General features: G+C 64.3%; 27 protein-coding genes and 1 pseudogene. 3 read left to right on the forward strand and 25 right to left on the reverse strand.

Annotated elements, in window-relative coordinates:
* Positions 1 to 71: 71 nt before the first annotated feature.
* A complete protein-coding gene (locus tag AB4136_RS26140; protein ID WP_024925072.1) occupies positions 72 to 386 on the reverse strand; it encodes a DNA -binding domain-containing protein in 315 nt (104 codons plus the stop codon).
* Positions 387 to 493: 107 nt separating this feature from the next.
* Between AB4136_RS26140 and AB4136_RS26145 the strand changes: the two genes are divergently transcribed.
* Positions 494 to 778, forward strand: coding sequence for a helix-turn-helix domain-containing protein (locus tag AB4136_RS26145; protein WP_024925071.1), 285 nt, complete (start codon positions 494 to 496; stop codon positions 776 to 778).
* Here the strand turns inward: AB4136_RS26145 and AB4136_RS26150 are convergent.
* The 16 genes from AB4136_RS26150 to AB4136_RS26225 all read right to left on the reverse strand — a co-directional run bounded on the left by AB4136_RS26150 (position 775) and on the right by AB4136_RS26225 (position 12,476).
* Complete coding sequence (locus AB4136_RS26150; protein ID WP_377817875.1) at positions 775 to 1,191, reverse strand: GNAT family N-acetyltransferase; 417 nt, start codon at positions 1,189 to 1,191, stop codon at positions 775 to 777. The two genes, AB4136_RS26145 and AB4136_RS26150, sit on opposite strands and share 4 nt — an antisense overlap.
* An 85-nt stretch (positions 1,192 to 1,276) precedes the next feature.
* A complete protein-coding gene (locus AB4136_RS26155; RefSeq protein WP_024925069.1) occupies positions 1,277 to 1,561 on the reverse strand; it encodes a type II toxin-antitoxin system TacA family antitoxin in 285 nt (94 codons plus the stop codon).
* 72 nt (positions 1,562 to 1,633) lie between these two features.
* Positions 1,634 to 3,841 carry a relaxase/mobilization nuclease domain-containing protein gene (locus AB4136_RS26160; protein ID WP_377817870.1) on the reverse strand — a complete coding sequence of 736 codons (2,208 nt, stop codon included), beginning with the start codon at positions 3,839 to 3,841 and terminating at the stop codon, positions 1,634 to 1,636.
* 133 nt (positions 3,842 to 3,974) lie between these two features.
* Positions 3,975 to 4,898: a lytic transglycosylase domain-containing protein gene (locus AB4136_RS26165; RefSeq protein WP_024925067.1), complete on the reverse strand. Its 924-nt coding sequence runs from the start codon at positions 4,896 to 4,898 to the stop codon at positions 3,975 to 3,977.
* Between the two features lie 5 nt (positions 4,899 to 4,903).
* On the reverse strand, positions 4,904 to 5,239 hold the full coding sequence (locus AB4136_RS26170) for a DUF736 domain-containing protein (RefSeq protein WP_024925066.1): 336 nt from the start codon (positions 5,237 to 5,239) through the stop codon (positions 4,904 to 4,906).
* A 36-nt stretch (positions 5,240 to 5,275) separates the two neighbouring features.
* Positions 5,276 to 5,821, reverse strand: a complete 546-nt coding sequence (locus tag AB4136_RS26175; protein ID WP_024925065.1) for a S26 family signal peptidase — start codon at positions 5,819 to 5,821, stop codon at positions 5,276 to 5,278.
* Complete coding sequence (locus AB4136_RS26180) at positions 5,818 to 6,336, reverse strand: DUF2840 domain-containing protein (protein ID WP_024925064.1); 519 nt, start codon at positions 6,334 to 6,336, stop codon at positions 5,818 to 5,820. The genes AB4136_RS26175 and AB4136_RS26180 overlap by 4 nt, the downstream gene beginning before the upstream one ends.
* Positions 6,333 to 6,587, reverse strand: a complete 255-nt coding sequence (locus AB4136_RS26185) for a hypothetical protein (RefSeq protein WP_024925063.1) — start codon at positions 6,585 to 6,587, stop codon at positions 6,333 to 6,335. The genes AB4136_RS26180 and AB4136_RS26185 overlap by 4 nt, the downstream gene beginning before the upstream one ends.
* Positions 6,584 to 7,237: a ParA family partition ATPase gene (gene parA, locus AB4136_RS26190; protein ID WP_024925062.1), complete on the reverse strand. Its 654-nt coding sequence runs from the start codon at positions 7,235 to 7,237 to the stop codon at positions 6,584 to 6,586. The genes AB4136_RS26185 and parA overlap by 4 nt, the downstream gene beginning before the upstream one ends.
* Positions 7,234 to 8,262 (reverse strand): replication initiator protein A, encoded by a 1,029-nt coding sequence (locus AB4136_RS26195; RefSeq protein WP_137900808.1) that lies wholly within the window; start codon positions 8,260 to 8,262, stop codon positions 7,234 to 7,236. Before AB4136_RS26195 ends, parA begins: the two co-directional genes overlap by 4 nt.
* On the reverse strand, positions 8,263 to 8,532 hold the full coding sequence (locus AB4136_RS26200; protein ID WP_024925060.1) for a helix-turn-helix transcriptional regulator: 270 nt from the start codon (positions 8,530 to 8,532) through the stop codon (positions 8,263 to 8,265). It lies immediately after the preceding gene.
* A gap of 153 nt (positions 8,533 to 8,685) precedes the next feature.
* Complete coding sequence (locus AB4136_RS26205; RefSeq protein WP_425349437.1) at positions 8,686 to 9,351, reverse strand: DUF2285 domain-containing protein; 666 nt, start codon at positions 9,349 to 9,351, stop codon at positions 8,686 to 8,688.
* Entirely contained in the window at positions 9,275 to 9,472 is a 198-nt protein-coding gene (locus AB4136_RS26210; protein WP_024925058.1) for a transcriptional regulator domain-containing protein, read from the reverse strand. Before AB4136_RS26210 ends, AB4136_RS26205 begins: the two co-directional genes overlap by 77 nt.
* A 309-nt stretch (positions 9,473 to 9,781) precedes the next feature.
* Positions 9,782 to 10,624: a DUF932 domain-containing protein gene (locus AB4136_RS26215; protein ID WP_024925057.1), complete on the reverse strand. Its 843-nt coding sequence runs from the start codon at positions 10,622 to 10,624 to the stop codon at positions 9,782 to 9,784.
* Between the two features lie 261 nt (positions 10,625 to 10,885).
* A complete protein-coding gene (locus AB4136_RS26220; RefSeq protein ID WP_024925056.1) occupies positions 10,886 to 11,209 on the reverse strand; it encodes a DUF736 domain-containing protein in 324 nt (107 codons plus the stop codon).
* Positions 11,210 to 11,987: 778 nt separating this feature from the next.
* Positions 11,988 to 12,476, reverse strand: coding sequence for a hypothetical protein (locus tag AB4136_RS26225; RefSeq protein ID WP_024925055.1), 489 nt, complete (start codon positions 12,474 to 12,476; stop codon positions 11,988 to 11,990).
* Positions 12,477 to 12,779: 303 nt separating this feature from the next.
* Between AB4136_RS26225 and AB4136_RS26230 the strand changes: the two genes are divergently transcribed.
* Positions 12,780 to 14,008, forward strand: a protein-coding gene (locus AB4136_RS26230; RefSeq protein ID WP_137900809.1) for an IS3 family transposase whose coding sequence is annotated in 2 segments (ribosomal slippage) — positions 12,780 to 13,110 and positions 13,110 to 14,008 — 1,230 coding nt in all. Because the reading frame shifts where the segments join, the coding sequence is not laid out codon by codon here.
* On the opposite strand, the gene AB4136_RS26235 is transcribed toward AB4136_RS26230, so the two are convergent.
* The 8 genes from AB4136_RS26235 to AB4136_RS26270 all read right to left on the reverse strand — a co-directional run bounded on the left by AB4136_RS26235 (position 13,942) and on the right by AB4136_RS26270 (position 24,096).
* Positions 13,942 to 14,298 carry a hypothetical protein gene (locus AB4136_RS26235; protein ID WP_441931760.1) on the reverse strand — a complete coding sequence of 119 codons (357 nt, stop codon included), beginning with the start codon at positions 14,296 to 14,298 and terminating at the stop codon, positions 13,942 to 13,944. The genes AB4136_RS26230 and AB4136_RS26235 overlap by 67 nt on opposite strands.
* Before the next feature lie 133 nt (positions 14,299 to 14,431).
* Positions 14,432 to 16,504: a ParB/RepB/Spo0J family partition protein gene (locus AB4136_RS26240; RefSeq protein ID WP_024925053.1), complete on the reverse strand. Its 2,073-nt coding sequence runs from the start codon at positions 16,502 to 16,504 to the stop codon at positions 14,432 to 14,434.
* A 324-nt stretch (positions 16,505 to 16,828) separates the two neighbouring features.
* A complete protein-coding gene (locus AB4136_RS26245) occupies positions 16,829 to 17,533 on the reverse strand; it encodes a LuxR family transcriptional regulator (RefSeq protein ID WP_024925052.1) in 705 nt (234 codons plus the stop codon).
* Between the two features lie 260 nt (positions 17,534 to 17,793).
* A complete protein-coding gene (locus AB4136_RS26250; protein ID WP_441931762.1) occupies positions 17,794 to 20,817 on the reverse strand; it encodes an autotransporter outer membrane beta-barrel domain-containing protein in 3,024 nt (1,007 codons plus the stop codon).
* A 319-nt stretch (positions 20,818 to 21,136) separates the two neighbouring features.
* The gene (locus tag AB4136_RS26255; RefSeq protein WP_081766922.1) at positions 21,137 to 21,271 is read right to left on the reverse strand and encodes a conjugal transfer protein TraD; all 135 of its coding nucleotides are present in this window, start codon (positions 21,269 to 21,271) and stop codon (positions 21,137 to 21,139) included.
* Positions 21,272 to 21,805: 534 nt separating this feature from the next.
* The gene (locus AB4136_RS26260) at positions 21,806 to 22,498 is read right to left on the reverse strand and encodes a hypothetical protein (protein ID WP_024925050.1); all 693 of its coding nucleotides are present in this window, start codon (positions 22,496 to 22,498) and stop codon (positions 21,806 to 21,808) included.
* A gap of 361 nt (positions 22,499 to 22,859) precedes the next feature.
* The gene (locus AB4136_RS26265; RefSeq protein WP_024925049.1) at positions 22,860 to 23,564 is read right to left on the reverse strand and encodes a LuxR family transcriptional regulator; all 705 of its coding nucleotides are present in this window, start codon (positions 23,562 to 23,564) and stop codon (positions 22,860 to 22,862) included.
* A 106-nt stretch (positions 23,565 to 23,670) separates the two neighbouring features.
* Positions 23,671 to 24,096, reverse strand: coding sequence for a hypothetical protein (locus AB4136_RS26270; protein ID WP_137900811.1), 426 nt, complete (start codon positions 24,094 to 24,096; stop codon positions 23,671 to 23,673).
* A 289-nt stretch (positions 24,097 to 24,385) separates the two neighbouring features.
* Between AB4136_RS26270 and AB4136_RS26275 the strand changes: the two are divergent.
* Positions 24,386 to 24,538: pseudogene (locus AB4136_RS26275) on the forward strand (IS5/IS1182 family transposase); the annotation flags it as partial.

A 24,538-nucleotide genomic window follows, 5' to 3' on the forward strand; every position in this document is an offset into this window, starting at 1 on the left:
TCGCGAGACTCAACAGAAAAGACATATCGGCGTGCCGCCGGATACCATGGCGTAGAAATCGGATGGTTCGCTTAGTGCCGTGTCTTGCCCTGAGCCTCTTGCGTCGCCTCCGCGACGGCCTGCTGGAGAATGCGGCGGTAGCCCTGCTTGGTCATCCATTGCGCGCGGGCGAGATGGCTTTCCCAGCAGGCCCTTGTGCGGTCTTCCTCGGCGACCGGATCGCGGTGCAGCACGATCCGCGCCACCTCGGACCAGTCCGCTCCGTCCGTCTGCGCATCCAGCAAACGCAGATAGGTCACATAATGCTCTTCGTCATAAGTCGTGATCTCGGGGCCGCTCGGGGCCTCGTCATCGACATCGGGATCAAGCTTGGGTCTGACGCGCATCGAACGCCCTCCCTTCAGGGCCAACAGCACCAAAAATCCTGAACTGGGATAATCCCATATCAGGATTACCGAAATGGCCTCCCTTCATCAATGGAGCGCCGTTCCGAATGCAGAAGTCCTTGCGCACATCCCGACAGCAGCGTCTCCTGTCCCTGCTCGTCGAAGCACGCAAGGCGAAAGGTATGACCCAGGCCGAAATTGCCGCAGCGCTCGGCAGGCCGCAATCCTTTGTCGCCAAATATGAGAACGATGAGCGACGGATTGATGTCATCGAGTTCGTCGATATTGCTGCGGCGCTGGGCGTTTCGGCTGCCGAAATCCTGAAAGAGATCGAATCGACCGCAGAGGCCCCCAAACGAACCGGCGGGCGAAAATCCCAACCCCTCCGCTAGCGGCCGATCAGGGCGCGAACGTCCTTGAGGAGCACAAACAGGTGCATCGGATCGCTGGGCGACGCGATGAAATCGAAATGTTCGTAGAAGGCTCGCGCCTCCTCATCCTTGGCATGGACGGCAAAAGCGCGCAGGCCCGCGATTTCGGCGGCGGCGAGCGTGCGGCCGAGCGCATCCTTGAGCAGGCCGGAGCCGATCCCCTTGCCTGACCAGGCGCTGGCCACCGCGAGGCGTGCGAGGATCATCAGGGGAACCGGATGACGGGCGACGCCCTTCTTCAACCGCCCGGGCGCATCGTCATAGGCCACGTCGCCATAGGTCAGGGTGTAATAGCCGACCACCTCATCGTCCGAGAGGGCGAGATAGGTCTGCGCGCTGTTGGAAAGCTGGCTTTGCAGGGCGAAGCGGATCAGGAAGCGGTTGAGCGGCTACTTGCCGCAATCGAACCCCTCGACGCGATGCTCGCGCCGCAGCTTCTCGATACGGAGCGCCACGGGGCTATTCGCCGGGATGCTCGAACAGGCCGGGCTCGTTCAGGAGCCGCTTCAGCCTCGGCAACGGACGGGGCGGTGCATCGAGCGCGGCGAGGAAGGCTTGCCAGCGCTCCGCGTCCAGCCCGAAATGCTGGCGGTCCGGCAAGGTCTCTTGGGCACGGATGAGCGCGCTTTCCAGCACGAACTCGCTGACCGACCGTCGCTCGGCTTGGGCCGCGGCGTTCAGCACGCGCTTGGCCTCCGGCGTCAGCCGCAGGTCGAGTTTCTCGGATCGGGTTGCATTGGCCATGGTGACGCCTCCTGATCGACTATATAGCATGTTCGGCCTCCTTTGTCATGACATTGTCGGGCATTATGGCGGTCATAGCCCGAGTTCCCGCTGTTTCCCGAGCTGCCAGGATACCGATCCGCCCTGGACCACGCCGATAACCTCGCGGCCGCGCTGGCGCTCGATGACCGGCCGCCAGGGGACTAGGGTGAACTCATGGCTCTTCTCGACGATGGCAAATCTGCCGCTCGCGAGCTGGACGGTGCCGGTGAATGTGCCGCTCACGGTCTCGCCGTCTCCGGAGGCGCGGAACGGCATGGGCTTTGACACCGCCAGCTCGGCGCCGGCGCGCGCGACCTCACGCTCGCGCAGCGTGGCAAGCAGATTGCGGCGATAGAACACCCGGCCGGTCGGCTGGCGGGTGGCATCACCCTGGTCGATCAGATGTTCGCGGCGGCGGTCCATCGCCTGGGCGACGGCCTGTCCGAAGCCAGCCGGCGCCAGATCGGACGCCTCGCCTGCGATCAGCCGGCGGTCGAGCCAGGTGGCGCCGTCCGCCCCGATCTGGCTTTCCAGATCGAAGGCCGAGAGGACGCGGATATTGACGCGGACACTGCGGCCGGCGTCATGGGCGGCTGCCCGGCTCTCGAAATCCTCGGGGATGCGCCAGCGGTCGGCGTCGATGCGCTCGACGATGCCGGCGCGGCGCAACGCCTCCAGCCGGCGGACATGGGCATCGACGAAGCCTTCGTAGTCGCCACCGGGCACGCGGCCGTCGAACCGGGCCTGCTCCAGATGGCGGCTCGGCTGATAGACGCCGTCCTTGGTCATAACGGCAATGGCGCGATCCGAAGGCCGGGCCGCCATATCGGCCGGACCGATCTCAACGATGCTGCCGATACGCGCATCCTCGACGCGACCCGCATCGAAGCCGGAGACATGGTGCGCGCGGCCATCGATCCCGTCGACAACCAGGGTGATGTTCTCGCCCAGTTCGTCGGCGAGATGCTTGTCGATGACGCGGCCGACAATCGGCGCGCCTGCCGCGCCGTCATGAATCTGGAAGCTGGCCGGATCGCGCTCCTGTCCCTCCGCCCGAAGCACCTTCTGCATGGTGCGGATGATGTCTCCGCGCTCGCCCAGCTCGCGCAGGGTGGGCTCAAGTCGGTCACTCAACTCCCAGACGCCCGGCGCATGCTCGGTGGCAAGCCCCATCTTTTCCAGCTTGCCAAGCCGGGCCAGACGAAGCGCCCGGCTGGCGATGCCGCGCGGATCGCCGGGCTCGGGACGAAGATCGACCAGGCCGTGGCGCGCCTCTGCGATCATGGCGCGGTCGATGCGGGTGAAGCGGTCCTGACCGATTTCGGCGGAGAGCTTGCTCTGCTGCTCGATCTCGGTGACGGGACCGAGTTCGAGCGTCACGAGCGCGCTGGCGCGTTCGCGGACGCCGTGGGCGATATAGTCGCCGTTGATGACCAGATCCTCGCCCAGCTCGTCGCGGCCGTTGACGATAACATGGACATGGGGATGGCCGGTGTTGAGGTGATTGACCGCGATCCAATCGAGCTTCGTGCCGAGGTCGGCTTCGACCTGGCTCATCAGGTCGCGCGTGTAGCCGGTCAGGTCCGCAAGGTCGGCCGCATCCTCGGGCGAGACGATCAAGCGGAACTGGTGGCGGTCATCCTTGCCGCGATCGAGGAAGGCATCGCCGTCGGCGCGATCCGCGGTCGCCGAGTAGAGCTGGCCGCGCTCGCCGTCGCGCGAGGTTCCGTCGCGCTGAATGTAGCGCAGATGGGCGGCCGCGCGGCCGTTCTTGCCGGCGGCGCGGACGGAGCGCGATTTGACGATGACGCGGCGGCTGCCGGGCTGGCGATGGCTCCAGCCATCCGAGAGGTTGCGGGCGCGCACGAAGGCCGCGCCGCGGCCGCGCTTCACGCCCCGGCCGCTCGCCAATGCCGATCGTGATCCATCCTTGGCGGCGCGGCCCGTGGCAGCGGCACGCGCCCCGCGCGATGGCGATCCGCCATGCTGGCGGGCGATCTTCTTGACCTTGGTGAAGAAGCTCTTGGTCTTGGCGCCGCCGCGCGCATCCGATCGAATGCGGCCTGGCCGTGGGCGGAAGTGGTTCTCGTCGTCGCTCATCGGCGCGGATCCTGCCGATGAGTGGGATTTCCGGCTAGAGTGCCGCCGAGAGCCTTGCAAAGGCTGGCGTTCCGCCGGATGGCGGCACCATGCCCTCCATTCGAGGGTGCCACCCCCAACAGTGTGCAGACAAGGGCTTGCCCGGCAGATCGGCCCCATGGGGTGCCGTCCGCTTTAATCTTGCCCTCCCGCCTCTCTGCCCGTTCTGCCCCTCCTGCCGATCTTCGGTCCTGACCCCACACTGCCGACCTGCACAATGGAACGACCACGTTCAGCCACTGGACCTTGGTCCTCATCGCGGTTCTCCGGGGCTGACGCGGGAAACGAAAAGGCCGCCGGGTTGCGGCGTGATCGCAGAGACGTCGCGCACCGATGGTGCAGCCGAGATCTTGGCGACGTGCTCGCCGGGCGGCACAGGATCAGCGCTCGGCGTGCGCTCCGGTCGCGCCACGAACAGCGGCGCACGGCTCCAGGACTGCGGGTCGGCAGCAGCGACGACCACCGGAGCGGTGACTTCGCCGCCGCCGATCAGCGGCGCAAGCTGGGCGACATAGGCGCGGGTCTCGGCAGGCAATGGCCGGCCGGTCGTGCGATGGCCGTCGTAGCGGCCGGGACCGGCATTGTAGGCGGCGAGCATCGCGCTGACATCGCCGTAGCGGTCGAACATCTCGCGCAGATAGGCGGCGCCCGCGAGAATGTTGTCGCGCGGGTCATAGGGGTCATTGCCGAGGCGATAACGGAGGCGCAGCCTCGCCCAGGTGTCGGGCATGATCTGCATCAAGCCCATCGCGCCGGCCGAGGAGATCGCGCGCACATCGCCCGCGCTCTCGGCGCGCAGGACAGCCCTGATCCAGGCCGCCGGAATGCGGAAGCGCTGCGCCGCTTCCGCGATCGGAGCGGCATAGGCATCGGCCGTCGCCGGACGCTCGATCGGCCGCGCCTGGGCCGGCGCAGCGCCCGGCAAGGCGCCGACGGCCAGAACGCCGGCGAGCAGGAGAACGGCATAGCGCGAGACCGCGCTGTCTCCGCTTCGAGCCCAGCCTGCCAGCGTGCTCGCTGCGGTCAAGGGTGCGCGACAAGCGCCGGCCGTTGGCCGCCCTTGACCTTCGCTGCGCGCGCCGGCCGTCTGATCGTCGAGCGGGACGAAGGGATGAGAGGGCTTTTCCGCGAACCAAGGGATGGCGGCTTTGAATGCGATCCTGACGGGATGGCGCATCGTCTTCAGTCCCGCTCGGCGCGCTTAGCCGGGCGGTTCCAGTGCAGCGACCATGAGGATTCATCGTCGCCATTGCGGAACAGATTGGCGCGGATCGGCTGCGGCAAAGTGGGATCGTCGATGAGCAGCGAGACATAGCTGCCTGCCTTCTCGCCGGTGCGTTTCCAGCCCGCGCCGATCTCCGGTCCGTCTTCTGCGCCGTGATGGACGCGGTAGTCGGGCGCGTTCTCGGCCTCCGAAGGTTCGGCCGGAACGATGGTGAGGTCGCGGTAGAGCGTGAGCGTATGGACGCGCCCGACGAAGCCCGATTTTTCGGCGGTGAATTGACCAATCTGCGGCATGGTAAGCCTCCTGCGGTTGGGGGTGGGAAAGCGAAGTCAGTGTGTCGGCGCGCGCCACATGAAGTGGCCGTCGCCGTCCTCGTCGGTCCACAGCGGGACCGCGCGACCGATGATATGGTCCGTGGAGGTCGGGCCGAAATAGCGACCGTCGAGGCTGTCGCGGACCTGCCAGTTCATGAGGAAGATCTCGCCGGTCGGGATGCGACGGCAGCCCTGCCAGACCGGCAGATCGCGGCCGGCGCGATCGCGTTCGAGCGCCGTTCCGACCTCGACGCGATCGACGGTGATGGTGAGGTTGGTCCGGCAAACCGTTTGTCCGGACACCGCCAGCACGCGCTTCATCAGCGGCACGCCTTTCGGCAGATAGCCGCGATCGGCGAGGAAGGTCGCGAGCGGTTCGGGAGCGTCGACGGCAACGAGATCGGTCACCTCGAACGGGCCGTCGAAGTCGATCGTGTAGAAGCCGATCGGCGCGCTCGCCGACGCGTTCCAGATCAGTTTGATCGGCATCGGCGTGAGGCCGGGATAACCGACGCCCATGGTCGCGAGAGCCGTCGCGATGATGAGGCCGGCGCGCGTCATGGCACGATCCTGCGGCGGCGAAGCCAGGCCGCATGCTGCCCGGGCGTGTAGGTGCGCGGCGCCTCTCCGACGCTCAGCCGGTTGTGGACATGCCGCCAATGCTCCGGCGCAACGTCCGCCGGATCGAGGCCGAGCGCCTCCACCGCGTCGATCGCCTGCAGCACGCGCTCAACCCTGGGCCAGCCATCAAGGCGCAGCAGGATGTCGCCGCCGGGCCGCACGAAAGGCAGCGTCTGGAACGGCTCGCCGCGGCCGACCGCGCGCACGATGTCGATGCGCGAGATGATCGTGCCGAAATCGTTGGAGGCCCAGCGGACGAAGGCGAAGATGCTGTCGGGCGCGAAGCCGACGATGATGCGGCGACGGTCGAGAATCTGTTCGTAGCTCTTGCGGCCGAACCTGATCCAGTTCTCGATTTTCTTTTGGCTCCAGGTCAGCTCGACCAAGGTGGTGGAGGGCGCGGAACCGTCCGGCAGCGGACGGCCGCGCATGCGGCGGGCCGCATTGCCGGTCATGAGGTCTCTCCCTCGGTGGGTGGGAATTCGCGCGCGAGCAGCGCGCGCAGCATGTCGGTGACGGTCTCACCGCGCCGGAAGGCCGCGACCTTGATGCGGCCGCGCAGCTCCGGCGTGATGTCGATCGTCAGCCGCGCGGTGAAGGTGGCAGTGGCGTCCGCGCGCAGGGACTGCGCGTCGGGAGCCTTGATCCAGCTCTCGGCGTCGCCCGGGCGGGAGGCGAAGCCGCGCTTGCCGGCGCGCCCGGTCATGGCGCGGTCCTCGCGATTCGGAGCCGATCGATCTCGGCGGCAAGCGCGGCGATCTCGCGTGCGGCCGGACTGTCATCATCGATCTCGGAAGCGAGCCGGCCGGACTGCGCAGCGTCGGCGAAGACGACACGCTGGCCGATGGTGCTGGCGAGCACGGGGGGATCGTGATCGGCCAGCGTCTCGGCCGTCTCGCGGGCGATGATGGTGCGCGCGCCGCAGCGGTTGAGCACGAAACGGGCTGCGAGCTGCGGCCGGTAGATGCGCGCTTCGCTGAGAAGCGCCAGCATCTCGGCCGAGGCCCAGCCGTCGAGCGGCGACGGCTGCACTGGGATCAGCACCAGGTCGACGGCGAGCAGCGCCGAGCGCATGAGGCCGGCGATGCGCGGCGGACCGTCGATGACGACATGATCGGCGTCACGCGCCAGCTCGGGGGCTTCGCGATGCAGCGTGTCGCGCGCCAGGGCGACGACGCCGAACAGGCGCGGCAGGCCCTCGCGGCTCCGCTGCTGCGACCAGTCGAGCGCCGAGCCTTGCGGATCGGCGTCGATCAGGGTGACACGGTGTCCTCTGCTGGCCCATGCACCGGCGAGATGCAGCGCGAGCGTCGTCTTGCCGACACCGCCTTTTTGGTTGAGGAGCGCGACGATCATGGCGCACCTCGGCGGGTGGCACCGGCACCATGGATCGCGTGCGCGTGCGTCAAAGAAGAAGAGTTAAATTCTCTGTTAGATTCTTCTATAGAGTGCGCCGCGCGATTTGCGCCTGATGTACCGATAGTGCGTGCGCCTGATGTACCGATACCATTCACATGGTTTTCAACAGGCACTGTGGATTGTTTGTCGGGCCAGATGCGCAGCAGTTCGCGGTGGTCATCCCGTTCGATCTGAAGCCGGTAGCCGGGCAATGGCTGACGCGCCGCGATGCGGCGCAGGTCGAGCGCGAAATCGGAGACACGCGCGAGACTGCCGGACTTGGCGTGAAGATGCGCAATCTCGAACAGCCAGCCGTCGTGCTGGCGGCCGGCATGCTTGCGCGCGACGCGATACAGCCAGCGTTCGATGCCGCCGGTCAGCCGGAAATAGGCCGGGTCGATGGCAAGCACCAGCGAGCGGTCGACGACGCCATTGTAGAACCATTCGGGCAGCACGAATTCCATGCCCTCAACGCGGCCGGCCTGCGTCGTCATCTCCTCCCATTCGTTGATCCAGGAGAATTGCCGGCGGCGCCAATGCGCGCCGTTGCGGATGGTTGTGGCGATGACGGTCGATTGCAGGCGCGCCAGCGCGGCCTTCAGCAACAGATATTGCCGGTTGCCGGTCGGGCGGCCGATACCGCGCAGGAGCTGGTAGGGTGTGAAGCGAAAGAAGCGCGAGGTCGCGAGCCCGCGGTTCGCGGCCTCGACGAGCTGCGAAGCGGCCCAGATCAGAACGTCGGCGTCCCAGATGGTGGCCATGCCATGCTCGGGCATGCCGAACACCCGCACCTCGACATCGGCGGCCTGGTAGAAGATCGGTCGGGTGCGCGGCGTCTTCGCCAGCGAAAAGAACGGCCGCTCCATCAGGTCGCGCTGGTCGCGGGGCGATGCGTCGCCGCCGATCACCACGAAAGGATCGAGGTTGGTCCGCTCGCTGGCTTTGCGCTGACGCTCGCGGCGATGGTCATCGTCGCGCGGCATTCAGCGTTCGCCCCGCTCGGTCGGCGTCAGGCGACGCGCCGGAAACACGCGGCCGACATCCGTGTCGCGCGTCGATTTGCGAGCGCCGATCGCGGACCAGGCTTGCAGGTCTTCGATCGCATAGACGACGCGGCCGCCGATCTTGCGATAGACCGGACCGGTCCCGTATGTGCGATGCTTCTCCAGCGTGCGGAGCGAGATTCCAAGAAAGCGCGCGGCATCGGGCGTGCGCAACAGGCGCGGCGGCAGGTCCGCCTTCTGGTCGGCCATAAGATCACCTCTGGTTCGTCATGCGTGCGGCTGTCGGTGGCGACAGCGCGCGATGGCGAACCATGGCGAAGGATCGGCGGCGCGGAGCGTGCCGCATTTGCACCAAGGTGCTGGCGGCACCCCTTGCGGCGCGCGCTATTTGGCGGCGTTTGCCTACCGGCGACGCAGCTTGATCGGATAGTGCAACAGCAGGCGATAGCCGCCCTTCATCATGCTCAGTCCGTGGGCCACAAGGCGGCGGGCCTGGTTCTTGCGCGGGTCGTTTTCCCAATCCTCCTTCGTGCCGCGAAAGCCGAGGAGAACTTTGGCAATGGTGCGGTAGCTCTCGCCGCGCTGCCGCGCGTCGAGCGCCCGCAGCGAGAGGATATGGAACCGCCGAAGCTGCGCCGGCATCGCCCGGAAGTCCGGGCCTGGCGCACGGCCATTGAGCGCGCGCCAGAACCGTCGTGCAGCATGCACGCGCAGTTCGAGAAGCGCGTCCAACGGCAAGATGACGGCGTAGAACGTCGCCACCTCGGAAGGCGCATGGACGAGCCAGAACTGATGCGTGACACCATCGGCCTGCCAGACGCCGTGCCAGCCGTCATCGGACTGGCGCAGATCAAGGCCGTCGAGCTGCGTCAGAGCGATCGGCGTGACGGCGTCCGCGTCGATCGCCTGCGGCACTATAGTGAGACTAACGGCTTGTGGCTGCAGGCTTGGTATCCAGAACAGTGACTGCTGATCTGACGGCGTGTCGGGATCACACGGGAAATCGTAACCCCCAGCGTTTCGAAAATGCCGCCAGCGAACGCGCGGCCGGTTTCCTGAGACGCTCAATCTTCTGGAAGTCGCGATGATAATCATCATCGCGGCGGAGATATTCCCAGGCGAAGCCGGCGGCGGGAATGCCTTCGGCATGCTGATACGCTGCCGGCGAGCGCCAATCGATGCTGAGCATAGCGTAACCTCTCATTCACCGGGTCATGCAAGCCAACACCCGGACAGAGAGTTTCATCGACAAGGGAGCGTGTTTGTAGCCGCCATAGGCGGATATGTTGATCGTGCGTGGCGATCAATATTGGTTATTTTCTTCTTAACATTGTCTGCATGTTTTTGCGAGCCGGGCGAAGCCCGGCGAGCGGCGGCCGTGTTCCGGGCACGGCCGCGCGCCGATCCGCAAAGCCGGATCGGCACAAAAATGCCGGACACGGACATCCTGAAAGACGCGGAACCGTAGAGCCGGAGACCCGGCTCTACGGCTTTGCATTCATGCTGTCTTCAAGCGCTGCATTCCCTCAGCCAGCGTCCACAGCGCGCGGTTGAGGCTGACATTCTGGTCGATGCCATTGATGGCGCGGGTCTGACTGCGGCGGATGCGCCCCTCGGCGTTGCGCTTGCGGCCATGCAATCCACCACGAATGACGTTTTCCTGAATGACGTTGAAGGTGGTCCAGAGGCTTTGCCCGACATCCTCGCGGCGGCGCGGCGCGATGATCTGGTCTGGACGGACGGGGCTTTCATCCTCGCCATAACGGGCAACAAGGCTCGCCTCAGCAAAGACGCGTTGCTCGTCCTGCGACAGGCGCGTTTCCTTCATCGTCTCGCTGGCGTCGATCAGGCGCGGGAAATCCTCGGCGACGGTGTAAACGCCTTCGATGATGTCATGCTGGATATTGCCCTTGTGCGGCACGCGGACTTCCTCGAACCGCTCGCCCGCAATCATGCTGTTGGCGCAGACGAATCTTAGTATGCCCGCGAACATCTGATAGGCGCTGGTCCCGTCATGGCTGTTGACGATGATGACTTCGGCGGCTTCTGGCTTGCCGATGCCGTCATCGCGGCGCAGGCGCAGCATGTGCTTGGCGTGGCCGTGCCGGCTCCCGTCGCGTGGCACGGACTGGACGGCGAAGAACGGAAACCATCCTTCGCGGCGCAATCCCTCCACGATGTCGATGGTGGGAACATAGATATAGCGTTCCGAACGGCTGTCATGCGCCTCGCGCGCGAAGATCGATGGGACGTGGCGGTAAAGCGCCTCGTTATCGAGCGGCTCGCGCCCGCTGATCTGGTGCGCGTTGCGGCCGAAACGGGTTGCAAGCTGGTGATACATGGTCTTTCTCCTATGGGCTTGGGTTGGAGCGCAGCGACCGAAGCTGGGCGGAAGCTCACTCCGAAGTGCGCCGAGGGCTGGCCCTAAGCACGCGGCCTGGCGTGAGCGCCAGCGGGAGCCGGGCGAGAGACATCGATCAGGATGTGCAAGCCTGAAAGCCGTGAACACGGACATCCTGATCACGGTATTTCCTGAAAGGCGTGCGGCCATGAGCATGACGAAGCCCCGCTCGGGTGAGCGGGGCTTCTTGGGGTTCCGGCCTCAGTCGCCGCTGCGGCGGGACCAGATGAGGCTGTGGCCTTCGCCGTCCTCGGTCTCGACCAGGCTGGCGTAGATCGGCGCCGGGAAGCTCGGATCGTCCAGCTTGACCGAGAGATATTCGCGCTGCGTCTCGCGGGCAGTCTTCTTCCAGGCTGCGCCGAACTCGACGCTGTTGCCGGCGATGATGCGGAAGTCGGGGCCGCGCTCGCTCTCGCCCTCGGTGGGGACGAACTTGGCCTTGACGTTGAGGGTCAGGGTCTTGACCGAACCGGTGAAGCCGGCTGTGCCGTTGTCGTTCTTCGTGAAGGTGCCGATGGTCGCCATTGTCGTGTTCCTTTTTCGATCGGGCCGCGCCTATCGCGTCCTCGATGCGGGTCGTGCGACCGGGGACGATCGGCCCTGCACCCGGAGGGCGGAACGAAGTGGAAGACGGCCGGAGACGGCTTTTTTGCCTGGCGATGCAAAGCGCGCTCACGCGCGGCGGAAAAAAGCTGGTGACGGCCGTTGCGGGAAGACGATCGAGGCGATGCTTCAGCGTCGCCGGTCCTCGGTCAGACCCAAACCAATCGAGGACGCCTTTAGGGGCGGCTGACAGGAAAATCGGGAAGAACACGGCAACGGCGACGCCGGTGCATGCCCCAGACACGGCGCGGCTGAATCGAGACGCGTCATCGTCACCCTGATCCTCGATGCCAATGCAAGGAGACGATCTCTGCCGAGGCGAGACCGCGCGCGCCCTTCCGATCTTCGCTCGCCGCCGGCGGCGCCATGATTGGCGAATCTGGAAGGGAGCCACCCGCCTGATGCCGAGCGCTTCTGCTGTCTGCTGAATGATCCGACATTCCCATGCGGCTCAACCCGCATTGTCGAGTACGATGAGGAAACGGCCCAACGCATGAGCCCGTTGCACGGTGATGCAAAGGCGAAACGCGAGATGCGCCGCCCCTGCGGGGCTTCGGAGAAATGGCGTAGCGCCTCTTTGCGTTAGCGGTCGAAGCCGAATGGCGGAAACGCGCCATGGGCGTGGTTCCGGCGCAGCCAAGAACGCGGCCCGAAGGGCGACGTCATCCGAGACAAAGGGACTGTCGAAGGTTCTCGGCTATCAAGGGGTGTAGAGTTCTCGAATGATATTCGTGACGATCTCAAACGGGATCAGAAACAACGGTGGATTGAGAACGGTGTCGCTGCCATGGGCAAACATATTGCGCATTCGGCTCAGATGCTCGATCTTCGAAAGGATCAGGTTCTGTTCCTTGGCCACCCGCAGCAGTTCGTCGAGCATCGCCGGACGCGGCTTTCCGCTCTTATCGACCCTGCCGGCAAATTGATGCCCGATGCGCTCTCGCAGGGCCAATTCCAAACAGGGAAATGTCTGGCTGGCTGCCAAGGTCAGAAGATCATAGGAGAAATAGGCGTAGACATAGACGTGTCGAACCGCATTGTGCGCCCGTCGCACGCTTTCGGGCACGGCCTCCGGAAGCTCGAACGCGCACATGTCCTTGTGCAGGTCCAGAAGCGTGCTCCCTACAAATCCTGCGGTTCCGGCAAAATAGGGATCGGGATCAGTCAGGTTGAGCGCACTCTTGAACACGGCATCTCTCTATGGATTTCGAAAATAGTTGGAGCGCGAAGACAATAGAGCCAGTTGCCATGCAGTTCACGCGCTTTGATCGATCGATTGCACAGTTCCGAGAAGCCGCACCAGCGCCGACACGCCAACGAAGCCGCCGCCAAGGATGCAGAAGATTTGCCGCCAGACCTCGGACGGCACGGCCTCGCGCGTGATGCCGTGGACCAGCGCATAGCCAGCGACGGCGGCGGGCGCTGAAACGGCCCCCGAATTCCCCGGACAGGTCTCACCCTTAAAATAAGGGTTGGGAGTAATGTCGTGGCTATGACTGGTTCTTATCCGAAGATTGAGGTCCTGACCGGGCCTGAGCGCCGCCGCCGGTGGTCGGTTGCGGAGAAGTTGGAGATCGTCGCGCAGACGCGCGAGGCGGGCGTCACGGTCAGCCTTGTCGCCCGCCGGTGCGGCGTGTCGCCGAACCAGCTTTTCACGTGGCGGCGGCTTGCCGAGCAAGGGGCGCTGACCGCGACGGCGGCCGAGGAGGAAGTGGTCCCGGCCTCCGCCTTCCGGGCGCAGCAGGAGCAAATCCGAGAATTACAGCGGCTCCTGGGCAAGAAGACCCTTGAGGTGGAAATCCTAAAAGACGCTCTGGACCTGGCGGAGGATATAAAAAAACGGAGATTGCGGTCGCTGTCGCTGCCCAAGGACGGTTTGCCATGAACGCCGTCGCCGCGACGCTGGACGTGGCCCGTTCGCATCTCGCCGCGCGGCTGGCGCAGCGGACGGCCGGGCGCTCTCCCCAGCGCAGAGGCCGTCCGCCCCTGCCGGAAGAGGCGCTGCTGGCCGAAATCGAGGCAGTCATCGACGACATGCCGAGCTACGGCTATGCCCGCATCTGGGCCAGGTTGCGCCGCAAGGCCCTGGCCGAGGGCCGTGCGCCCGCCAACCGCAAGCGGGTCTACCGGGTGATGAAGGTCAACGGCCTTCTGCTCGAACGCCATGCTGGCGGGGTCGAACGCCGTCACGACGGCCGCATCGCTGTCGCGCGCTCCAATTTGCGCTGGTGCTCCGACGGCTTCGAGATCGGCTGCGACAACGGCGAAAAGGTTCGCGTCGCCTTCGCGCTCGATTGCTGCGACCGGGAAGCCATGGGCCATATCGCCACCACCGAGGGCATCAAAGGCGAGGATGTGTGCGACCTCATGGTCACCGCCGTCGAGCACCGCTTCGGCAAGGTCAACCGCTTGCCGCAGACCATCGAATGGCTGACCGATAACGGCTCCTGCTTCATCGCAGGTCCGACCCGGCGCTTTGCCCGCGAGATCGGTCTGGAACCGCTCACCACCCCGGTCCAGAGCCCGCAGAGCAACGGCATGGCCGAAGCCTTCGTGCGCACCTTCAAGCGCGATTACGTCGCGGTGAATCCCATCCCGGATGCCAAAACCGTCATGCTCGCCCTGCCGGAATGGTTCGACCACTACAACGAGCTTCACCCGCATCGGGCGCTCGGATATCGTTCACCCCGCGAGTTCATCGCGGCCCAAGCAGCACCGTGAGAAATGTCCGGGCTTTTGGGGGCTACAACAGGCGCGGCGACGACGAGCGCCACCGCAAGGCGCAGGATCCGCGGGCGCACCGTGATGAACAGCACGACCAGCAGCCCATAGGCGGCGACAGCGGCCACAAGTCCGACCAGTCCCGCGCCGATCAGGCCGGAGCCGGAGGCGTAGGCCAGACGCGCCGCTTCCACCGTGAGCAGGAAGGGCAACGCATAGACGGCGAGCGTGTAGGCCAGAACACAGAGGCCGACGATCAGCACGACCGCCATCACCATAAGCGTGATCATCGCAACATCCTCCTGATGCCGATGGCCGGGCGGTCATCGGTCGGTCGCGCGGGGCAATCCCCGCGCGACCACATTTTTTTTGGAAGTCGAGAGGCAGGAAGGCCGGAACCGCTGACGCGATCCCGGCCGGTCGTCACTCCGCCGCAACGGCGAAGGCTTCGGGCTCGCTGGCTTCGTGAGCGTCCTCGGCGTCAGCGCGCGGCGCGTCCGGCTGCTCGTCCGTCAACCATGCGGGCTGCACGGTCCGCATCAGCGGCGGAAGCCAGCCCGTTGCGGCAAGGAGCTGCTCGGCAGCTTCCGCCATCGGCTGCTTCTTCATGGCGGCGATGCGGTCCGCCGCCTCGTTGCTGACCGCTTCGCGCACGGCGGCGAGGATATGCGCCTTGGTGACGCGACCGAGATAGGTCCGCACCGTGGGCGTCCAATGCGCCGTCATGTCGAGGGCTACCGCCGTCGCCAGACTGTCCGCCGTCTCATGGGCGCATGGCTTGCGCTCCCATGGCTGCTTCACCGCGTTGACGGTGAGTGCGGCGCAATGCGCGAACAGCGCCATGACGCTGGCATGGTCGAGCGAGGCAATGAAGCCCCACAACTCCGCCACGTCGCGCGGCATATCCGCCGCCCATGCCGCATGACGATCCGCCAGCGCCTTGCCCGCTGCCGTATCCTCGATGCCGTCCGCGTGTCCGCCAAGATGCGCGGAGGTCGGGCGGATTTCGAGGCAGGTGGCGTCCACGCCGCGATAGAAGGTCTGCGCGGCGAGCGCATGGGTGACGGCGAGCAGGGCCATGTCCGGCTGCTCGCCAAGCGCGAGGCGAAGGCCAAGCGTCCGGTGAGCGGTGAGGTCGCGGATGAGCAGATCGGAGAGCGGCTTGCCGTCTTCCTCCGCTTCCTCGTCTTCCGGCTCAAGGTCGGAACCAAGGTTCCCGCCCTCGTCGTGTCCGCTGTCCTCGATGATCTCGCCATCGCCGCTGACGCGAACGCCGTCATTGACGGTTTCGCTGGTGTCGACTTCCTCCGGCTTCTCGTCCTCGGCACGGATGAAGCCGCGTTCGATGCGGGTTTCTCCGTCATGGGAGAGCACGACGAAGACGCCGCTGCGCGCGATCTCTTGCGCGTCATAGACATGGCGCAGGGCGTCGATGCGCTCGATCTCGGCCTCAAGCTCTCCGAACTTCTGATCGACATCGTCAGGAAGTTCTTCGGCGCTCTCATATTCCGACGACAGCCGATCATATTCCTTCTGTGCGCCGTCGTAGGCGGCAGCGTCATCCTCGGAAAGCTGCACCGGCTGCGGATAGGTGCGGCGCAGGCCGTGAGCGTGGGGATAATCGATATGGACCGAAACCCACTTCCAGCCTTCCGCCTCCTGCACCTGCGATGCGATCCGCTCCAGCTTGTCGATGACAAGCCGGTCCAGCAGCGCGGCGTCTTCGTAGAAGCCGCCGCGATCCTCGGTGAACAGGTCGCGGATGATGTTGCCGCCTGCCTCGGCATAGGCTTGCGCACCGACAAAAATCGCGCGCCGATCCGTTGCCGCGACGTTGGTCTTGGTGAGGTCGCGGCGGATGATCCACGGCTCGCGGTTATGGGACAGGTTCTCGTAAACCTGCTCCTGCCGTGCGTGATCCTCGGTAATCGCGAAGGCCATCAACTGGTCCAAGGTCAAATCGCCGTCGCGATAGACCTGCATCAGCTTGGGGCTGACCGCGCCGAGACGAAGCCGCTGCTTCACCACATGCGCCGTGACGCCGAAGCGCGCGGCGATTTCCTCCGCGCCCCATCCGCGATTGTCCGCAAGCTCGCGGAATCGTTCGAACTGATCCGCAGGCGAGAGGTCTTCACGCGACACGTTTTCGTCAAGGCTGATCTCGGCCGGATCGTTTACTGTGTCGATCACGCAGCGGATTGGTTCGGTCTTCTTGATCTCCTTGCGCTTCACGCGCAGCAACTGCGCCAGCCTGCGGCCTTCACCGATGGTGACGAGATAGAAGCCGGTCGGCTCGCCCTCTGCGTCACGCTCGGGCTCCACCACCAGATTTTGCAGGATGCCCTTGGCGGCGATGCTCGCGGCCTTCGCCTCGATGGACGCTTCGCTATGCGGGGTCTTGCGGGCGTTCTTCGGGTGCTTCTTGAGCTTGTTGAGTGGGATGAAAACCGTCGCGCCATTGTCGATGACGGGAGCGGTGTTTGCGTTGGTGGTCATGGTCTTTCTCCTATGGGCTTGGGTTGGAGCGCAGCGCTGCGCTGCAACCCTGGCCGTCGCCGAGACCGGGTGTGCAAACGGAGGGGTGGCTTCGCGGGGAACCGGCTGCAGGGAGCGCAGCGACCGAAGCTGGGCGGAAGCCCACTCCGAAGTGCGCCGAGGGCTGGCCCTAAGCCCGCTGCCCGGCGTGAGCGCCAGCGGGAGCCGGGCGAGAGACATCGAGCAGGAAGTGCAAAGCCTGAAAGTCGTGAACACGGATGTCCTGATCACCGCATTTCCAGATGCAGCAAGAAGCACCGCGACGGTTGCTGTTCCAGTCACAAGTTACGAAAGTCCCTCCAGCACCAGACGAGCGACGGTCTGCGCGCGCGTCCTGGCGCCGAACTTACGGCGGGCCTGATCGATATGGGTCCTCACCGTGGTCTGGGACACGCCGAGCAGATCGGCGATCTCCCAATCGGTCTTTCCAGCCGCCACCCATCGGATGCATTCCAATTCGCGATGGGTGAGCGCAGCCCGCGGATTGATGACCGGCGCTAGTCTGGTCAAGGCGCGGCATCGCTCATGCGTGAGGAAGGCAAGCTGGTGCAATTCGCCGCGCAGGGCGGGCGGCATGGGTCGCTCCTTGCCCGCCATGGCGACGAGCCCGAAATAGCCGCCCGGTCCGTGGATCGGAACCGACAGCCCGTCCGTCCAGCCCCATTCGCCAGCGGTGTCCCAAATATCCTGTTCGGCGCGCGACAAGGTGCGCACGGCCTTCGCCTCTAGCCAGGTAAAGGGCGCGATGCGCCGTCTGGCTTCGGCTACGGTGTAATCGGCGGCGAGGAAATTGCGCCTAACATAGAGCTCGATCCAGTCAGGCGGCCAGTCCTGGAAGAAGAAATGCGTCTCCGGTCCCATATCAGTCGGCAGGAAGGCGCCGCAAGCGCTGGCAGTATAGCCATGGACAGCGATCCGCTGCTTGAACAACGCCTTGACCGCATCGATCGTCGCGCAGGCCGCAAGCGCGCCGGCGAATTCATCGTCCATCGCTGAACCTATTCCTTTGAACCGGAACGTTGCGATCGCTGCCGAAGCATCGCGCGCAGGCGCCTTCACAAATGCTGCGCCGCTCGATGCTCACCCGCTGCGAACGATGCGGATGGCGTCGCCGCGCTTCAAAATGCGATCCTGAGCCCGACCTATCGCGGCGGGATTGGACGATGCGCTGGTGAACTGGCGACTTCGCTGTTTCTTGACGCAATCGATTGTGTTCCTCAAGGCCGCAATCGTCCTCGCTGTATGATCGGTCAGAACCTCACGCTGAGATTGGCGCGAACCGATTGATCACTGGCGCTGGGGGCGAACTGGCCGCTGTAGGATATGCCGAGGGTCGCGGCGGGTGTAAGGTTGAGATCAAGCCCAGTCTCGATGATTGCGGCATCTCTTGCGATCGGCACACCGGCGACCGTGAAGGGGTTGCCAGCGGAGAAGGCTTGCATTGACAGAGGCGTGGTGTCGCCGAAGGCGTGCCGCCAGCCGAGCGAGCCGCGCGCGGTCAGGTTGATGTCGGCGAGAGCAAAGCCAGTCGAGGCCCTGAGGCCAAGCGTGGTGAACGTCGTATCCATGGTCTGGCCGTTGGCGCGGAGCCCCGCCACGCCGCCCTGTTCGGCAAAGCCGCCGTTGTTGAGGTTTACATAAGCCAGATTAGCGAAGGGTTCGAACGAAGCGACAGGCGTGTCGATGCGGTAGCCGAGATCGCCGAAGGCCTGGAAGGTGCCGGCATCGTATTTGCCCTTCAGGCTATCCGCGAAGCCGGGGAAGATGGCGGAGCGGCTGGTCGAGATATCGTGCCATGTGTAGGTAAGGCCGGTGCGCAAACCAAGAGCCCCCCATTGCGTGCCGCCATAAAGGCCAAGGTGATAGTTGTCGCTCGATCCGGAAGACTGGCGGTCCCGAACATTGAAGCTGGTGCGGCTATAGCCGGCGATGAGGCCGAGCCGCCAGGTCTCGAACACCGGTGTGTCGGCGCCGATCAGGAAACCGCCGGTCGAGCGCTCGAGGCGTGCGGCATTGCCGTCGCTGCTGGTGTGGCCCCAGGAGCCAAAGCCCTTGCCCCAGACGGCCAGGCGGTCGCCGGTGGGGGCGACAGCCTGTGGGCCGCCGGGACCATAGGCCATCACCGGTAGAGAGGATGCGGCAACATCCGCGAAGGCCGAGCGGATGCGGTCGGTCGCGGCATCACGCACGAAGCGGCTGTCCTCGATCAGCGCCGTCTTGGCGCTGGCATAGATCTCGCCCGAAACCGCATCGAAGGCGCGGCGGGCGGTAGGCGCGTCGAGTTGCAGGACGGCCGCATAGATCGGATGGCCCCAACCCAGCGATTCTACCCCACCGCCCGCGGCACGCTGATTGCGCGTGCCGCCGATCGTGGCGAAGTCGGTGCTGTTGCGGTTCAACGTCAGATAAACATTGCTCGGATCGTAAGTGAGGACCGGCGTCAGGAAGGCGAAGTTCGAGGTGGCGCCGGCAAAGTTGCCATTGCGCCCACCAGTGGCGGTGAGGATGGTGTAGGTGGTCGCCGGCGCATAGTTTCCGGCGCTGGCCAGCACCTTGACTGTCCCGCCCTGGATCATTGCTGTGCCCGTGGCGAGGATCTTGTCCGCTTGACCTGCTGCGTTGGCTTCAACCTCGTAAATCGAGCCAGGCGCGAATGTGACATTCCCGGTGACGTTGAGTGTGCCAATCGAGTTGCCCGGCGCGATCGTACCGCCGGCGTTCACCGTGGTCGAGCCGACGGTGCCGCTACCGGCAAGTATGCCGCCCGAACTGACCGTGGTCAGCGCCGAAGTGGCGATGGAGCCATCGACCACGAGAGTGCCAGCGTTGATCGTCGTAGCGCCAGTGTAAAGATTGGTCCCGGTCAGACGGAAAACGCCCGTCCCCACCTTGGTCATGCTGCCGGAGCCGCCGATGGTACCCGATAACGTGGTCGAGGTGTTATCGGCTCCTGTCGTCAGAGTGCCGGCGCCTAACGTGACATTGCCGGCGCCAGCGAGCGAACCGATGGCCTGGTTGAAATTATTGAGATCGAGCGTTGCAGCGCCATTCACCGTATGGGCAGAATTAGCCGAGAAGGCGTTCGCATTCGCGGCCTGCAACACGCCGGCGGAAACCAGCGTCGCGCCACTATAGTTGATCGTGGAACTGAAACCACTCCCTGAGGTTTGTAGCGTCAGAGTCCCGCTCCCGGTCTTGGTCAGTCCGCCGGTCCCGATGATCGAACCGAAATAAGTGCCATTCTGGTTATCGCCGCCGATCGTGAGCGTACCTGCGCCGAGATCTATGGTCGGAAGCGCCCCAGGGAGGAATGCGAAGGACGTGAAACTGTCGAGCGAGGCGATCGTCTGGTTGAAGCCGTTGAGCTTCAACGTGGTGTCTCCATTCAGTGTAAAGCGCGAATTAGGCGACAGCACGTTGGCGGCGCCCGTCTGCAGCATGAGCGTGAATGAGGGCCCCCCTGATGCCCCATATAAGAAGGTACCCCCCGTATACGTCGTCGCCCCGCTGAGTGTTAGATTTTGGCCTCCACCGAGCATTACAAAGTTGCCCGACCCTGAGATCGTGCCGGCGAACGTTCGCGGCGCGCTATCGCCGCCAAAGAGAGTAAAAGACGTGGACGGATTAGCATGGTTCACGATAGTACCCGCACCCGACAGATTCGCGACGCTCGCGCCTCCAGCCGCAATGTTGACGGTGGTGCCAGGATTGGTCACTAGCAACGACCTTGGCGCAACCAAGGGATCGCCCGAAACGAGCCCGCCGAAATTCACTGTCCCTGACGTAACGGTCGTATTGCCGAGATAGTCTCCTGTAACGTTGCTGAGCGTGACGGCGCCTGTCGTTGCGACACTGAGACCGAAATTTCCGCCAATCGCAATCCCGTCGAGAGCGCTGTTCTTCAGATTGATGGAGACTGGAACGACGATCGCAGGCAGGGGGCTTGCGAGCGCAATATTCCCGATCAGACCCGCCTGAAGCACAATGGTATTGCTGCCGGGCGTTGCATTGCTGTCGATGATCGCCTGACGCAGCGATCCGGCGCCAGAGTCGTKTGTGTTCGTGATCGTAAAATTCGCTGCTCGCGCAGGGTCCGCGCCCAAAGCCGCGCCGCATAGTGCGGTACTGATCAAAAAGCCTCGACGGAACAAAGTGCTCGGCGCACAGCGAAAAATGCCGTTCAGAAGGGTGATCGAGAGCAGCCGCCCGCGCTCAATGGTCGCGACCAATAACCGTCGGATTGTCTCGAAAGAAATATCTGCTGGAACCTTCATATTCGTCCTGGTATTGAAATATGAGGCAGAGCGCTTCCTCAGCGTCCAAAGCTGCGATTCGCTCTCGGCAAATGCAAGCGATCCCCACTGCCAAGAGCGGAAAATTCGGGGGACACTACCGACACTTGATACGTGACATGAGCCTTGGCTTACCCGTGTGATCGTGCAACCAGTTGTTCTCGCTAGATACCGGATCGAGCTTTGGAAGTTTGGCTGTTTCCGCCAACTCGTAGACAACCGTACGTTTTCTAGACGATGCACCAAGCGCGCGGCGATACTCCTGAAAATATTATCACCTCTACTTAAAGGCGGCGCGCTCTCAATCATTCCAGAACGCCTGCTTCCCCTTCGCGGGCCGGAGCGCCCGCGACCGTTTGCCCACATCGCTTTGGAGCTTGTCGGCCATCCAGAGCAATCCGCCGAGGATGGTGGCGCGCTCAGCGCTAGCAAGGATGCGCCTGCCAGCATGGCGCCCGCCCGCGCAGGATCACAGGTTGCGCCCTTGGGGGCGACCGCGCGTTCTCCAGCGCGCATCACGCCGTTCGTGCAATGCTGGCATCGGCCATTGCCGCCGCATAGGTTGCACACACGCCCGTCGGCTTGAACCCCGGATCCGCTGCACCCGGCGCAGCGCGCGGAGCCATTACAATAATAACAGGTAGCCATCGCCTCGCCCTTTGATCATGAAACAACGCACGTCACCCAAGGCGACAGACGCGCAGTCGACTACGGTAACTAAGGGATGATGATGTGGTCGCGGTCGTCGGCGGTTCTTCAGCAATCGGCATTTACGGCCGTTTACCCGCCCCCTCCTTGCCGACATTTACACCCCCTGGAATCAAATCCATAAAACGAGGATCAAAATCGCGATTTTCGAGAGGGATGTCTCTCCTCGAAAACGAGGAGGCGAGCGCAAAAATCCGTGCGTTGATCGACGTTTCGCCCCCTCGCGCGTCGCCTGCGCGCCTCAGCCATACAGGCGAACGGATCAGGCGGCTTTCTTCCGGGTCAAGAGGGACGTCAGCACCGCCACCCAATCCCATTTGATCAAGGCCGTCGCAAGCGGCGCATAGGCCAGCGCGACGGCGGACATCGCGCCGGTGCTCTCCCAGAACGAACGCGCCAGGCGCGCATAGCCGGCGGGCCATTCCGGCTCGGTGTCGGGTAGGAAAAGCCAGCGCCAGAGAAGGGCGATGGCAACGCCGAGCGGCACGCCGGCCATGCTAATGCCAAAACCAAGGGCTTTTCCGACATGGCGTTCGGCCCTGCCGGCGACGATCTGCACCGCCAGAATAACGCCGATGATGATGGGCCAAAGTGCATGGGCGATCAGATAGCCGCCCCATGCGATACGCAATTCAGCGTTTAGCGAGAAAAACCAGAACGGTGCGGCGCAAGGCAAAATCAAGACGGCGAACATCGCGAAGCCCGCCAGCGGATACAGAATATCCTTGGTCCTGGCGCGCTCGTCGAGCCACGTGAACCAGCGGCGGGTGCTCTTCAGGGTTACTTCGAGTCGCGCATCACCGTCGGCGTCGACGACGATCGTCCACTTGGCGACGGTGAACTTGTCCGCAACGCCCGCGAGTTCAAGCGATGCGCCGACCTCGAAAGCCGAGGAAAAGCCGCTAGCATCCTGAGACCAGTCAGGCTTCTCCGCCTGCCTCAGAACGATGCGCATAATGTGCTCCCTCCTCAAAAAGCGATCCTGAGCCCGACTTGTCCGGCGTGGCTCGTCGAGGCGCCAAAGCGAGCGCGGCATGCTCTCGCGACCGAAGCCGCCAGCGGGTCAGCGAGCGCCGCCATCGAACAGAGCGCCGACGCTGCCAGCAGGACGGCGTCGGGCGCCCGCATGGCCCGAGCGTCTCTGCTTTCCCACTAGATCCGGACAGTCTTCGCCCTCCTCGATGTTTCGCAACGCACGCTCCCAAAAATCAAACTCGCAAACAATCTCGGCTCAAAGTCGCGGGTTTTCAGCGCCGCGTCTCTCCTCGAACACGAGGAGGAGTGACAAAAAACATCCCCGCCCGTTCCCTCGCGGATTACGACAGTCCGCTTAGCACCAGGCGCGCGACCGCCTGCGAGCGCGTCCTAGCGCCCAGCTTGCGGCGGGCCTGATCGATATGAGTCCTCGCTGTGGTCTGCGATACGCCGAGCAGGCGGGCGATCTGCAAATCCGTTTTGCCGGCCGCCACCCAGCGCAGGCATTCCAGCTCCCGATGGGTGAGCGTCGCCTGCGGATCGGTCACTGGCGCAAGACCAGTCAAAGCGCGGCAGCGTTCATGCGTCAGGAAAGCAAGCTGTTGCAGTTTGCCGCGCAGCGCGGGCGGCATGGGTTGCTCCTTGCCAGCCATGGTGACGATCGCGAAATAACCGCCCGGGCCGTGGATCGGCACCGACAGCCCGTCCGTCCAGCCCCATTCGACGACCGTATCCCAAATGTCCTGTTCGGCGCGCGACAGGGTGCGCTCGGCTTTCGCTTCCCGCCAGGTGAATGGCGCGATGCGCCGTCGCGCCTCGGCGACCCCATAGTCGGCGGCGACGAAATTGCGGTTGACATAGAGTTCGAGCCAGTCCGGCGGCCAGTCCTGGAAGAAGAAATGCGGCTCCGGGCCCTTGTCGGCCGGGAGGAAAGCGCCGCATGCGCTGGCGGTATAGCCGTGGGCTGCGATGCGCCGCTTAAACAAGGCTTTGACCGCATCGATCGTCGCGCACGCCTCAAGCGCGGCGGCAAACTCATCCTCCATTACCTAACCCCTACCTCCGCCGAATGGAGGAATGCGAAGATTACCAAAGCATGACGCGAGAACCGCCGGGACACCTCAAGCGCATTAACTCGCGCCCGACATCGAATCACGGGCCTGTCCCACGGTGTGCGAAACTCCTATTGACTTGATGGTTTAACCTCTTTTGGCGTCGCTGAGAGCGGTCGGGGAATTTGCGATCGTAGCTGACCGGCTTGCGAGCCTCCAATGCCTGACGGACGTAGTCGCGGATCGCTGTCCCTGCTTCAGAGAGCGGAATGAAAGGTTCGTCGGCGTCTTCCCGCGACGGCGCGTCGATCGCCGTATCGGGGATCCGGTGTCGCACCCACCGGCCTTCGCCGTCCATGATTAGGCGATTCCGGGTGACGAGGTGTTTGAGGCGATATTGGAGAGTGCGCGGCGGGACGGGGGTTTCCAGAGCGCGCAGAATCTCCGGCGCCAACAGACCATTGGGGCTGCGCCGCATGGCGTCTTCGATTGCTGCCGGAGCTATCTCTGGGACATGGTTTGCCAAAGCGGCCCTTCCTGCGCGTAGAATCTAGACGCAAGAATGACGTGGATGGGCCCAAGAATCAAGATTATGCGCAAGAGTGAGGCTAGGCGCAATCATAGTTGCGCCGAGCTAGGGCACCGATCCGCACGACGTCTTTATGCCCGGAGCCAGCGGTTACTACATTTAGGAGGGGGTTAGAGGGTTATTGCGTAGAAGTAGTTCTCATCATCACCCGGTGCGGCGCGCCATAACAGCGCTCGGATGCCGAAGTGCCTCGTAACGCTTAAATCAAAATGTTGATCGAAGCGTCCAGCTTCTATCCTGCGATCACTTCTCGGTCGACGGCACACTAATCGAGGCCTGGGCGTCGACGAAGAGCATCGAGCCGAATAGCTCGGATGAGCCGCCGGCTGGCGGCGGCGGGCGCAACGCGGAAGCGAACTTTCATGATCAAAAGTGGTCG

This window comes from Mesorhizobium sp. 2RAF21 (genome assembly GCF_052115345.1).
Classification (GTDB): domain Bacteria; phylum Pseudomonadota; class Alphaproteobacteria; order Rhizobiales; family Rhizobiaceae; genus Mesorhizobium; species Mesorhizobium terrae.

Excerpts from the sequence above, each read along its gene's own strand:
- AB4136_RS26140 (WP_024925072.1), bottom strand. The coding sequence starts at position 386 with ATGCGCGTCAGACCCAAGCTTGATCCCGATGTCGATGACGAGGCCCCG.
- AB4136_RS26145 (WP_024925071.1), top strand. The coding sequence starts at position 494 with ATGCAGAAGTCCTTGCGCACATCCCGACAGCAGCGTCTCCTGTCCCTG.
- AB4136_RS26155 (WP_024925069.1), bottom strand. The coding sequence starts at position 1,561 with ATGGCCAATGCAACCCGATCCGAGAAACTCGACCTGCGGCTGACGCCG.
- AB4136_RS26160 (WP_377817870.1), bottom strand. The coding sequence starts at position 3,841 with ATGGGGCCGATCTGCCGGGCAAGCCCTTGTCTGCACACTGTTGGGGGT.
- AB4136_RS26165 (WP_024925067.1), bottom strand. The coding sequence starts at position 4,898 with ATGCGCCATCCCGTCAGGATCGCATTCAAAGCCGCCATCCCTTGGTTC.
- AB4136_RS26170 (WP_024925066.1), bottom strand. The coding sequence starts at position 5,239 with ATGCCGCAGATTGGTCAATTCACCGCCGAAAAATCGGGCTTCGTCGGG.
- AB4136_RS26175 (WP_024925065.1), bottom strand. The coding sequence starts at position 5,821 with ATGACGCGCGCCGGCCTCATCATCGCGACGGCTCTCGCGACCATGGGC.
- AB4136_RS26180 (WP_024925064.1), bottom strand. The coding sequence starts at position 6,336 with ATGACCGGCAATGCGGCCCGCCGCATGCGCGGCCGTCCGCTGCCGGAC.
- AB4136_RS26185 (WP_024925063.1), bottom strand. The coding sequence starts at position 6,587 with ATGACCGGGCGCGCCGGCAAGCGCGGCTTCGCCTCCCGCCCGGGCGAC.
- parA (WP_024925062.1), bottom strand. The coding sequence starts at position 7,237 with ATGATCGTCGCGCTCCTCAACCAAAAAGGCGGTGTCGGCAAGACGACG.
- AB4136_RS26195 (WP_137900808.1), bottom strand. The coding sequence starts at position 8,262 with ATGCCGCGCGACGATGACCATCGCCGCGAGCGTCAGCGCAAAGCCAGC.
- AB4136_RS26200 (WP_024925060.1), bottom strand. The coding sequence starts at position 8,532 with ATGGCCGACCAGAAGGCGGACCTGCCGCCGCGCCTGTTGCGCACGCCC.
- AB4136_RS26210 (WP_024925058.1), bottom strand. The coding sequence starts at position 9,472 with ATGCTCAGCATCGATTGGCGCTCGCCGGCAGCGTATCAGCATGCCGAA.
- AB4136_RS26215 (WP_024925057.1), bottom strand. The coding sequence starts at position 10,624 with ATGTATCACCAGCTTGCAACCCGTTTCGGCCGCAACGCGCACCAGATC.
- AB4136_RS26220 (WP_024925056.1), bottom strand. The coding sequence starts at position 11,209 with ATGGCGACCATCGGCACCTTCACGAAGAACGACAACGGCACAGCCGGC.
- AB4136_RS26235 (WP_441931760.1), bottom strand. The coding sequence starts at position 14,298 with ATGATCACGCTTATGGTGATGGCGGTCGTGCTGATCGTCGGCCTCTGT.
- AB4136_RS26240 (WP_024925053.1), bottom strand. The coding sequence starts at position 16,504 with ATGACCACCAACGCAAACACCGCTCCCGTCATCGACAATGGCGCGACG.
- AB4136_RS26245 (WP_024925052.1), bottom strand. The coding sequence starts at position 17,533 with ATGGACGATGAATTCGCCGGCGCGCTTGCGGCCTGCGCGACGATCGAT.
- AB4136_RS26260 (WP_024925050.1), bottom strand. The coding sequence starts at position 22,498 with ATGCGCATCGTTCTGAGGCAGGCGGAGAAGCCTGACTGGTCTCAGGAT.
- AB4136_RS26265 (WP_024925049.1), bottom strand. The coding sequence starts at position 23,564 with ATGGAGGATGAGTTTGCCGCCGCGCTTGAGGCGTGCGCGACGATCGAT.